The sequence below is a fragment of the Parabacteroides sp. D25 genome, assembly GCF_000307475.1.
In the GTDB taxonomy this organism is placed as follows: domain Bacteria; phylum Bacteroidota; class Bacteroidia; order Bacteroidales; family Tannerellaceae; genus Parabacteroides; species Parabacteroides distasonis.
The window spans coordinates 351,894-363,644 of record NZ_JH976504.1; the positions used below are offsets into that span (position 1 = coordinate 351,894).

Annotated in this window: 7 protein-coding genes; all 7 read right to left on the reverse strand. The window is 44.6% G+C overall.

Annotated features, from left to right (window positions below; all coding sequences use genetic code 11):
• Positions 1–3: 3 nt before the first annotated feature.
• The 7 genes from HMPREF0999_RS14275 to HMPREF0999_RS14305 all read right to left on the reverse strand — a co-directional run bounded on the left by HMPREF0999_RS14275 (position 4) and on the right by HMPREF0999_RS14305 (position 11,595).
• Entirely contained in the window at positions 4–3,003 is a 3,000-nt protein-coding gene (locus HMPREF0999_RS14275) for a tetratricopeptide repeat protein (RefSeq protein WP_009276215.1), read from the reverse strand.
• A 246-nt stretch (positions 3,004–3,249) separates the two neighbouring features.
• The gene (locus tag HMPREF0999_RS14280; protein ID WP_005859279.1) at positions 3,250–3,768 is read right to left on the reverse strand and encodes an NUDIX domain-containing protein; all 519 of its coding nucleotides are present in this window, start codon (positions 3,766–3,768) and stop codon (positions 3,250–3,252) included.
• A gap of 103 nt (positions 3,769–3,871) precedes the next feature.
• The gene (locus tag HMPREF0999_RS14285; protein WP_005867650.1) at positions 3,872–4,858 is read right to left on the reverse strand and encodes an ROK family protein; all 987 of its coding nucleotides are present in this window, start codon (positions 4,856–4,858) and stop codon (positions 3,872–3,874) included.
• A gap of 168 nt (positions 4,859–5,026) precedes the next feature.
• Entirely contained in the window at positions 5,027–5,404 is a 378-nt protein-coding gene (locus tag HMPREF0999_RS14290; RefSeq protein WP_005859283.1) for a VOC family protein, read from the reverse strand.
• A gap of 47 nt (positions 5,405–5,451) precedes the next feature.
• Positions 5,452–6,174 (reverse strand): MBL fold metallo-hydrolase, encoded by a 723-nt coding sequence (locus HMPREF0999_RS14295; protein ID WP_008779243.1) that lies wholly within the window; start codon positions 6,172–6,174, stop codon positions 5,452–5,454.
• Between the two features lie 126 nt (positions 6,175–6,300).
• Positions 6,301–8,175 carry a RagB/SusD family nutrient uptake outer membrane protein gene (locus tag HMPREF0999_RS14300; RefSeq protein WP_005859287.1) on the reverse strand — a complete coding sequence of 625 codons (1,875 nt, stop codon included), beginning with the start codon at positions 8,173–8,175 and terminating at the stop codon, positions 6,301–6,303.
• 36 nt (positions 8,176–8,211) lie between these two features.
• The gene (locus tag HMPREF0999_RS14305; RefSeq protein ID WP_029257142.1) at positions 8,212–11,595 is read right to left on the reverse strand and encodes a SusC/RagA family TonB-linked outer membrane protein; all 3,384 of its coding nucleotides are present in this window, start codon (positions 11,593–11,595) and stop codon (positions 8,212–8,214) included.
• Positions 11,596–11,751 lie beyond the last annotated feature (156 nt).

An 11,751-nucleotide genomic window follows, 5' to 3' on the forward strand; every position in this document is an offset into this window, starting at 1 on the left:
CTTTTATTTCTTTAGTTTACCCAATCTGTCTTCGATCATCGCGGCGATCTCATCATCGCCCTTGTAGTTGTTTTGCAAACTGGTCAGATATTGACGAGCTTGGAAATCATCACCTTGGCGGATATAAATATCAGCCAACAAGATAAAGCCCCGTGCCAACCAATATTGGTGAGGCGTACCGTTCTCGATGAAGTTCATCAAGACAGTCTCGGCATTCTTATCATCCTTATTATCATAATACAATTGAGCCAATAGATATTTAGCCTCCGCCCCGTGTATCGTACGGGTATCCTTGCTGATCTCCTTCAAGTCGGCCAACGCCTTGTTCTCCTGCTTCAAGCTGATATAAGCCTTCGCACGGACATAACGGGCCTCGGACATAATCTCGGGAGATAGCTTCGGTTCCTTCAGCAAATCGTTGGCGGCAAGCAAAGCCTCTTGCGGCTGACCGGTCAACTCGGCGCAACGCATCAAGCCCAATTTAGCGGCCTCCTTATTCTCCGGATTCTCCGCTACCGCCTGTAGATGCTTGAAACTTTCCATAGCGGCGGCGTAATCCTTATCCAGATACTCGATCTCAGCCTTACGAGCCCAAGACTCTTCCCTGAATTTCGTATCACCGCTCTCCAATACCAACGAGAACAGACGTTTCGCCTCCTCCAGATCTTTCTTGGCAAAAGCGATACTTGCCAAATAGAAATTAGCGTTCGAGCTAAACGCTCCCTGCGGGAAGGTTTGCAAATAATTCGTCAAGCTACGACGAGCGCCCTCATTATCGCCTCGCATAAATAACTTCTCGGCCGCCAGATAGGTCAAGGAGTCTTGCTCACTCACCTCGAAACGAACATTTCCACCTAACGAATTCGCATAGGCGGCAAACGAATTGATATCGTTCAGCTCGATATATACGGACTTCAAATCTTGCAAGGCCACTTTCGCCTCCTCGCTACCCGGATAATTGCTAATCACGCTCTTATAAGCGTCGGCCGCTTTCTCCGGCTGATTGTCGTTGAAGTAAATCAAACCAAGCTGTACGCCGGCCTTACGAGCCAGACTGCTTTGCGGGAAATCACGCATCAATTGCTCAAAGCTTGCCGCAGCCGTTTGATTGTTATCCAATAACACGTAAGAACGTCCTTTCTCGAACAAGGCATCATCCACATATTGTGATTCCGGGAACTCACGGATCAAGCGATCCATCACGCTGATCTTTCCCTTATAATCTTTCTGCAATCCCAGCAAGAAGCCCTTCTGATACACCGAATAATCTCCGGCGGACGGTTGCAATTGCGCCGCACGGGTATAATTCTCTTCCGCCATAGCGAACTGACGGTTGTGGAATAAACAATCGCCGATACGATTATAAGCGTCCGCATAAGCCGGAGTCTGCTGATTGCTTTCCAAATTCACGTATTGACGGAAACGGTTCAACGCCTCGCCATACTCTTTCAATTTGAAGTAGCTGTAACCTAAGTTATAATGTGCCAAGGCATACATATCCGTATTACGTTGGCGGGTATTATTCAAATAGGTACGATAATCGGAAATCGCCTTGTTATACTCACCTTGGCGATAATAAGATTCCCCACGCCAGAAATAAGCGTCGTTACGAGATTCCAGATTATAAGCGCCCAACGAGATCGCACGGCTGAAAAGATCGACCGCCTTATCCAATTCCATATTCGTGAACGCCTGCGTTCCCAACTGGAATAAGATATCTTGCTTCGCCTCCAAGATCTTCGTGCTCGGATGCTTGATCTTATCGATAGAGTTCAGAGCCGCTTGATAGTTCTTGGTAGTCAAATAAACCTCCACCAGATAATCGTTTACCTTATCGGCATATTTGGAATTCGGAAAATCATTCAAGAAATCCTCGAAGATTGTCACCGACTCGCCAAAGCCCGTGAAAGCGGTCTCGTGGATCAATAAAGCGTAATTATACATAGCCGCCTCTTTCACTTGCTTATCGAAAGAAGAAGTCGCGGCAGCCTCGAAGGCCATACGGGCGTTATTCTTATCTTTTAATTTCAGATAACTTTGCCCCAGATACAGATAAGCGTTCTGCGAAAGGGCATCGTTCTCACGTACGGTCCGCCCCAAAGCGTTCACGGCGCTACTGTAATTACCCTTATTGTAATAACATACGCCCAAGATATATAAATCGCCCCTCAACGGGCTATCCGTCGAGGATACATATTTACTCAGCATATTAATCGCCTGATCCTCATTTCCCAGATGATAGTAGGCGTTACCCATGATACGGTAAACCTCGCTATTGTTCTCGCTATCCGGATAAGAGGCTAGCAATTCCTTACCTTCGCTGATCACTTTCTCGTATTTATTCTGGATAAAATAAATTTGCGTGATATAGTACAAGGATCGCTCTTTATAATCAGGCAAGTCCTTCAAGCGGGTAAATTCCACCAAGGCATTGTTGTATTTACCGGTTGCGTAATCGATATAAGCGACATAATAGGTAGACGCTTCCCGGTACTTCGTTCCAATCTGCTCGATCCGTGCGAAATAACCACGGGCCTTCTCCATATCCCCGATTTGCAACAAGGAATAAGCCAGACGGAAACAATAAGCCTCCTGTTGTTCCGGACTTAGCATATCAATGTTCGATTCGTTAAACCAAAAGATAGCTTTCTGATACTCTCCCTGTCCGAAATGGGCGGAACCGATCAAGAAGTTCACCTCGTCCGCATGACGGGAAGCCGGGTACACATCCAGATAATCTTTCAATAACTCAACGGCATTGGGACGGCCTTGCTCATAAGCGGAGTAGACCAACATATAATCGGCTTCTTGAATCAAGTCGGCATCCGTGGAATGCTGTTTATACGCCTCCAGCTTATCGATGCAACCTGAATAATTCTTCAAACTAAACAACTCCTTGCCTTCGACAAACAAACGGTTCGGCGCATCAAATTGATACGATCTCTGCCCGCTTGCCATGTGGCTGCCTACTACCAGACACAGCGGAATAAGTATTCTTTTCATCACTCATTTGCTTTTTAATACAAGCACTTACTTCAGTGCCTATTCGTTCTAATTCGCAAATATAAGTAATATGCGCCAAACAGAAGGCAAGTTCTATTAATATTTAGGACAACACGTTCTAAAATTATCTCTATGGAAGATGATACACCTTATAGGGAGAAGATGTATTATCTTACAACGACAAGATGTATCATGTTGCAACGATAAGATATATCATCTTTCATTTTCGTACAATTTTCCTAATTGTTATTTTCTAAGATAGGCTGGTACCGCCTTTCGGATAGAGTCTAAACCGAAGTCTTCCGGATTCACATTCTCCGGGCGAAGGATCACGATCTCGGCGGCATCATCTTCCGCATGCACGTTATTGAAATCATCTACCAAGCACTCATAAAACATATCCAGCGTATGCACCTCAAAGCCGGAATACATATATAAATTAGGCAAGGAAAACAAATAACGGCAATTCTGGATATGCAACCCCGTCTCCTCCCTTACTTCCCGGCGAGCGGCCTCCTCCCCCGACTCAAACATATCGACGAAGCCACCGGGCAAATCCAATGTACCTTTAGCCGGCTCTTTTCCTCGGCGAACCAGCAATAACTCCCCCTTAGCGTTCTTTATGAAACAAGCGACAGCCGACGACGGGTTGAAATAATAAACAAAACCGCACGCCATACATTTTTTCGCTTTCTCGTTATGTTCCACGAAAGCTTTTGCCCCGCAAACCGGGCAAAACTGAAATTGATACAACGGATGTCTCATACTTTATGATTTATAATTCAATTAAAAACAACAAGCCGCACCTAAATATAGATGCGGCTTGCCTTATTTCGCAAATGTCTTTTCGTTATACGTAAAACCGGATTTAGACTTCCAAACCAGCGCTTTGGTCTCTTACTTCCCAACCCAAAGCACTTGCTCCTAATACGGCAGCGTCGCTCTCTTTCAATTGAGAGAATAATAATTTAGTCTTACCTGCGTAAACCTTCAACATATTTTTCTCCATTGAACGTTTAATCGGGTTCATGATCAAATCGCCAGCTTTCGTAAGACCGCCAAACAAAATGATAGCCTCCGGGCTAGAGAATGCTACGAAATCAGCGAAAGCCTCTCCCAACATAGAGCCGGTAGCCTCGAAAATCTCAAGAGCGATCTTATCATTCTTCATAGCTGCGTCGTATACGTCTTTTGAAGTGATTTCATCCGGATCCAAGTCGCGAAGAACACTCTCGTCCTTACGGATTTCCAGATATTCACGAGCCGTACGAGCCACACCGGTAGCTGAAGCATAAGCCTCCAGACATCCTTGGCGACCGCAACCACACTGACGACCGTTGTTACGACGCATGATAACGTGGCCCAACTCACCGGCAAAACCGTCATGTCCGTATACCAAGTTACCACCGATTACGATACCGCTACCCACGCCAGTACCCAAAGTGATCACGATAAAATCTTTCATACCGCGAGCGGCTCCATAAGTCATCTCACCGATAGCGGCAGCGTTGGCGTCGTTTGTTAAAGCAACAGGAATACCATCGATCTGTTCGCTGATCAATTGAGCCAAAGGAATCTTACCTTTCCAAGGCAAGTTCGGAGCGAATTCGATACATCCGTTGAAAAAGTTTCCGTTCGGAGCACCTACACCCACACCTTTAATCTTATCCGGACCACCAGCCTGATCAATAACAGACTTCAGACCTTTAGCTAATTCCGCTACATAGTCATTAACGTCTGCATATTTACCAGTCTTAATTGATCCACTATACAAGATTGTTCCTCTTGCGTCAACTACACCAAAAACAGTGTTGGTACCACCTATATCGATACCTACTACATAAGGCTTCTCCATGATTTTATATTTAGGATTAATAATGATTTTCCTCTTTCTAGGTAGCAAATATAAGAGGTTTAACACAAGTTGCAATACGATTTGAAGAAAATTTTACAGATTCCTGTCATTTTATCTTCTTTTTTCGAAAACTTATGTTAAGCAACATTGTTATATAATAATGGAGAATTATCGCAACGGTAATATCTCGATCCAATAGTCATCCGGATCATTAATAAAATACAATCCCATCTTGGTATTCTCGAAGCAAACCGCTCCCATTTCCTTGTGGTATTTACGTACCTCCTCATAATCGCCGGCTACCCGGAAACAAAGATGGCTCTCATTGTCGCCTAGCTCATAAGGTTCTTTCCGGTCACGCAGCCAAGTCAGCTCCATCAAGAAACCGGTTTGCTCATCCGTTAGATAAACCAAGATAAACGAACCGTCTTCCGCTACCTTACGATGGTGCTCTTTCAATCCCAACGCTTTATTATAAAAAGCGATACTCTTATCCAAATCCAATACATTAATATTGAAATGGTCAAATCTACCTTTAACTTCCATACCTAATAAATTTATGCGTTTAAAATAACCTATACATTAATAATATATTATATATCCGTCCCTTCTCCCGGAACAGACAATACGATATAACGACATCCTTTCGATTCGGCGTAAGGGCCGAAAGCCATAACCTCCGCCGGACGTTCCCAAAAGTGCATCGGGACAAATACGCTTGTTTTTATACGATCGATAAATTGCTGGGCGCCCCTCATGAAATCGGTACCCAAACGAGGATCGACCGGGAACATGACGAGATCCATCACAGAGGTTTCTTTCGCTATTATATCCAGTTCCTTCAAGTAATTACCCTCAGCCTCGGCTACCTCTTGCGGGGTGGACTCGTCTTTCCAATGCCAATTATTCAAGTCGCCGGCATGGAAGATCCGTCTGCCTTCTGTCTCTATCAGGAAAGAGATCCCCACATCCGTGGAACCAAATGCCTTGATGGTCAGAAGTTCATCTTGATAGGCATCCCCCTTCTTCAAATAAATAGCATCATCAGCCTTGGCCCTCCGACGCTTCAATATATCCTTGGAAAAGATATATTTGATATCCGGCTTCTGCTCTTTCCATTTCAATACTTCCGGATGAAAATGATCCGGATGAAAATGCGACGCTAATATATATAATGTGCCCGCACGCTTCAAGAGTTCGCTACGCACGTATCCCTTGGCCGGGTCCGGATCGCTATCCTTGAAATAATCGATCAAGATCGAAAAGCCATCCGCTTCCAAAGCGAATCCGCTATGATAAATATACACCAATCTCATAATGATCCTCATTTATTGTTTATCTTAAGAACACCGAACCTCACCGGGTTGTTGAATTCACGGTACAAATATACAAAAGGCCGGACATATCACATGCCCGGCCCACAATGATTATCAACTTACAATTTATTTCCAGTTCTCATTCTGGACTAATACGCCTTCCATGGTGACAATTTCATCGTTAGGGATCGGAAGTGTCACTAATCTATCCGGATACGTAGCCGATTGGTACTTCAGCAAATATCTCTTTTCATAAGCCAAGAAGCCCGAACCTTTATTACCCAGCTCCTCAGAAGCCGCATTCCAGCGCACAAGATCATACCAATGATGCCCCTCCATCGCCAACTCGATCCTACGCTCGAAACGCAAGGCTTTTATCGCCTTATCCACTGTCCAGCCACTCGCAGGATACAAGCCGATGCGATAATTAGCCGCCGTATTAGCAATGGTATTTCCGCTCACCTTATCCTCCAATACATATGGAGAAGAAGTTAAAGCCATATTGTTATTCGCGTCGGCAGCCATGATACAACTTTGTGCGGCACGTGCGCGAACTTTGTTGATATATTCTCTGGCAGTATTGATATCACCCGTTTCTATACAAGCCTCAGCATAAAGCAGGTAAAGCTCAGCTACACGCATCAAGTGGAAGTTCTTGGCAGTTGAGCCACCGGTTGTAGTCAAGCTCAAGCCTCCCTTATCCGCCTTTTTCGGCAGGTTCTTCTTATTCAAGAACGGACCGCCATTCGCCAAATCACGAATCCAGCCATCGATAGTAACTGGTATATCCCAATCCATATAGGGCACATTGAAACGACCCGCAGATACATCAACCCGAGGATCCGTATAAACCGTCAAATCCGTATGAGGTACATTATCGCCATCAATTGTCGTAACCGAGGTTTTGCTTTGATACGACTTATCGAGATAAGGCAATCCATTCTCATCCACCATATGCGCATTCACCAAGTCATAAGAAGGCTGGTAGAATCCCCAGCCGGAACCAATCTTGCCAGACAATGAGATATGAGAGTTACCATTGATCGCGTTGGTATAATACTGCGTACCGGAGATTGCCATCTGGACGTCAAACACAGACTCGCCCGTCCAGTCGCTCTCGCCCGCCGTGTAAAGCGTCTCATAACTCGGGGTCAAGGTATATTTCGTGCCCTTGCTATCCGTACCATTAGCGATAACCGTTTCTAAAATCGATTTAGCCTCCGTCCATTTGTTGGAGGTTCCATTCGTTCCATTATAGGGAGAAGACTGGAATATTCTCAGTTTCGCCAAAAACGCTCCAGCCGCCCATTTGTTGGCACGACCGGGCTCTTCCGGCCATGCGCCGGGAAGATTATCATAAGCATACTGCAAATCTTCAGCCACCTGTTCCCAAATATAAATATAGTTACCGCTCTCATCCACATTCGATATCAGTGGGTTCACGGACGACTCATAATCCTCCAAAGATACATAAGGAATAGCCGCCCCAAAATTCTTGATACCCTCAAACAAATAAAAACCACGCATGAAACGAGCTTGGGCTATGGCCTCGGTATAAAAATCTTTCTCCTGTCCCGGTATAGCGGAAAGCTCATCTTTAATCAAACCGGCCAAATGCATGACATTATTAGCACGAGCCACCGCATCGTATACTGCCACCCATTTACGCTTGATATAGGAATTATCGGTCGTAAAGCTAAAAGTCTCCAACAACGTGAAGTCCGATTGGTCCGCAGCCGTTGACCCCTTATTAGCGTCACCGCCCATCACATCACCATACGTATAGTTTGTCAAGCTTGCCCCAAAATAAGAGTTAGTCGTAGCCGCCGGAATATTTAACGCTGAATACATGCCGGTAAGAAGATAATTAATACCTTCCTGATCCGTTAAATTGGTTTCATTAACCGCACCTACTGGTTCGATCTCCAAGAAATCGGAACAAGATGTGCTGCCTAACGCAAGAACCACCGCCATCGCAAAATATATAAGAACTTTTTTCATAATGAATTCAAATTAATCGTTTATAAAGCACATACGTTAGAATGTCACATTCACACCCATCAAGAACTGACGAGGCATACCATAAGATCCATAATCGATACCTTTATTCATATCGCTTGATACATATTCGTTCTCGAACGAAGTATGCGAACGAACCTCCGGATCCAATCCATCATAACCGGTTATCGTAAACACGTTACTGATCTGGCCGTATACACGTATCTTCTCGAAACCGATCTTCTTCAGCAACTTCTTAGGCAATGAATACCCCAAAGTCAACGTCTGCATCCGAAGATAAGAACCATCTTGCACATAATTGGAGTTCGATTCGTTACCAGCCTCGGGGCCCTCGGTCGAGGTCGTTGTCCACAAAGGATAAATACCGTTCGGATTATTCACCGGATCCCAAGATTTCGCCAAACGATCTTTCGAATAATTAGACTGCAAGTTTCCAAACATCGTATAGTACTCGTAGTGTTTGTACAAATCATTTCCAATCGAGTAATACATGTAAGTACTTAGATCAAAATCTCTCCAAGTCAAAGAGATATTGAAACCTCCGGTCAAATCAGGATGAGGATTACCGATAATCGTACGGTCATCCGCATCGATCTTACCATCGTTGTTCACGTCTTTCATCTTATATCGGCCTACCCATGCGGAAGCGACCAAATCGTTTTCCGTAGCCACACCATAAGGCAGAACGCCCGAGGAAATAACATCTTGCTCATTTTGATAAATACCATCAATCTGATACCCGTAGAACATTCCGACAGGTTGGCCCACCGTAGTAATATTCACCTTGCTCAAACGAGTATCATTGAACAAATCAGAAGATCCCAACCGGGTAACCTCATTCTTGTATCTTGAGATGTTAGCCGTGATGTTATAACCGAACTCGCCAACTTTGTCCCTCCATCCAATGGACAAATCAATACCTCTGTTCTTCATATCACCGATATTGATACTAGGCTTTGATGCGTTACCAACCAGCGCAGACCAGTTAGCAGGCACAAGCAAGTCTGAGGTATTCTTTACATAAAAGTCAAATCCGGCGGTCAATCGGTTACTCAAAGCCGTAAGGTCGAAACCTATATTAAACATTTTTGTGGTTTCCCATTTAGCGTCCGAGTCACCCAAGTTCGAGAGCACATAACCGGGAGAAGTCTCTGAATCCGATCCCGTGATAGGATACATATAATAATTTCCCGTACCATACTGGAACGCATAGTTGTAAGAACCAATATTCGAATTACCGGTCGTACCATAACCGGCACGCAGCTTAAAGTCATCCAACCATTTCCGGGTAGGCTCCATAAATTTCTCGTCAGACATACGCCATCCCAAGGAGGCGGAAGGGAAGTTACCCCAACGGTTCTTGGAACCAAACTTGGAAGAAGCGTCGCGGCGAATCGTGAATGTCGCCAAATATTTACCCTTATAAGAATAGTCCGCACGTCCGAAAAGGCCGAACATAGTCACTTTTCTTTGATAACGGCTAGAGTTACCTATATTAGAAGAAGAACCATTATCCAGCGTCCAAGTATTCGGATCGCTCTCGAAGATGTAATCGATACGGGTTCCTTGCATATAACGGCCGACACCTTGTTTGATAGCCTCCGTACCCAAAACAACGGTAATATTATGATCTTCATGAATCTTCTTGGTATAAGTAGCCGTATTTGTCCACTGCCAGTTCAAACGCCAGTTGCCCGTCTCAGTCAATGTATTGTTGGCAGAAGCCTCTTTGTTCGCCATATTTTGACGTTCGGTCATCTCCAAACTCCACATACCATTCAAGCGAGCGCTAAACTGAGAACGAAGCTTCAGACCTTCGATCCAAGGATTGGAAAGCTCGGCAAAAACCGCAGTCTGTCCATGAAACATGCGTGTCCAATCATTCTCATTCATAGCTACCTGATGCACGGCGGAAATATCACGGCCCGCATTAGGTGCCACGGATCCCGTATAATCACCTCCTACATTATATATAGGTACCCACGAATTCATGGTATAAGTCTTAGCGAACGTGTTCGCGTCTCCTTGACGACCAGACTCTCCTCCCGTTTCCATAGCGGCAAGGTTCGTATTTTGGCCCATCGTGAAATACTTATTAGGATTATAGGTCGTATTCGTACGTAAAGAGTAACGTTTGAAATAAGAATTCTGGATCGTACCCTCTCGATTTGTATAACCCAAAGAGACAGAATAAGTAGCTTTCTCGCCACCACCCACCAAAGAGATCTGGTGATCTTGGATCTTTCCGGTCTGTACAATCTCATCGTACCAATTGGTACCCTTACGAGCCTCCGCATCGGAATAACCGTCGGCCAACATCTGATAATATGCGGATCGGGCCCAAGAGCTGCTTCCATCGTCTACATACGACTTTTCCCAAGCCTCTACGCTCCCATACATATCAATAATCTGCTGTTCGCTATAACCGGCCGGCTTAATCGCATAAGGCATCGAAATACCTTTACCACCCGTAGCGGCGATTTGCCCGAATTGAGGATGAGAGGTTGCCAAACCACGATAGTTATACAGATTCTGCTGTCCTAATTCCTCGAATTCCATCGATTCCCAACCGTTCAACAAATCATAACCGCTGTTAGCCATCTTAGCGACACCAAAATATCCATTATAAGAGACACGAACACGATCAGCACGCGTACCCTGCTTCGTCGTAATGATAATTACGCCATTCGCACCTTGTGCACCATAAATAGCGGTAGCTGAAGCATCCTTCAACACTTGCATAGACTCAATATCATTCGGGTTTACGGAACTGATATCCACCCCGGATACACCATCCACAACAATCAACGGGTCTGAACTATTAAGAGAACCCACACCACGAATACGGATCGTAGTCTCACCGCTGGGACCTCCGGAATTAGAGATATACACACCGGATGCTTTTCCTTGCAAAGCCTCGGCGAAAGTCGCCACCGGAGTCTCGTGGATAGCGTCTGTAGAAACAACAGCAACAGAACCGGTAATGTCCTTCTTCGATTGCGTACCATATCCAACTACTACCACTTCATCCAAAGCTTGAGTATCTTCCACCAATTGAATCCTCACATTCGTCTGACTACTTTTTAAAGGAATTTCTTGACTGACATAGCCAATGTAAGACACAACTAAAATCGCATTACTAGGCACACCTTCTAAAATAACACGTCCGTCCATATCGGAGATATTTCCGATAGTGGTTCCTTTAACAAGGACATTTGCCCCTACAATTGGTCCGGCTTTGTCTGAAATAGCACAAATGACTCTACGTCCATCTTGTTGTAGGCTACGAGTTCCTACGTTTGGTGTTAAATCGCCAACTTCCGCAGCGATGATGGGATATCCGCCGCAAAGGAATAAAGAGGCTCCCAGAAACACCTGTCTCCAAAATACTACATTACTCATAAAATTAGAATTTAAGGTATAAATCAAAAAACACAATCTACTTAACAATTTGATTTTTTCATATAGACACAACATCACAGCTTGTAGCTATTACTCATCTATAATACTTATGGTCTAAATGTTTTTTCATAAAACGACTAGTTGAAACGATCGTTT

Bases quoted from the DNA above. Each gene is read 5' to 3' on its own strand.
- HMPREF0999_RS14285 (WP_005867650.1), bottom strand. From the start codon at position 4,858: ATGGAGAAGCCTTATGTAGTAGGTATCGATATAGGTGGTACCAACACT.
- HMPREF0999_RS14275 (WP_009276215.1), bottom strand. From the start codon at position 3,003: ATGAAAAGAATACTTATTCCGCTGTGTCTGGTAGTAGGCAGCCACATG.
- HMPREF0999_RS14300 (WP_005859287.1), bottom strand. From the start codon at position 8,175: ATGAAAAAAGTTCTTATATATTTTGCGATGGCGGTGGTTCTTGCGTTA.
- HMPREF0999_RS14305 (WP_029257142.1), bottom strand. From the start codon at position 11,595: ATGAGTAATGTAGTATTTTGGAGACAGGTGTTTCTGGGAGCCTCTTTA.
- HMPREF0999_RS14295 (WP_008779243.1), bottom strand. From the start codon at position 6,174: ATGAGATTGGTGTATATTTATCATAGCGGATTCGCTTTGGAAGCGGAT.
- HMPREF0999_RS14290 (WP_005859283.1), bottom strand. From the start codon at position 5,404: ATGGAAGTTAAAGGTAGATTTGACCATTTCAATATTAATGTATTGGAT.
- HMPREF0999_RS14280 (WP_005859279.1), bottom strand. From the start codon at position 3,768: ATGAGACATCCGTTGTATCAATTTCAGTTTTGCCCGGTTTGCGGGGCA.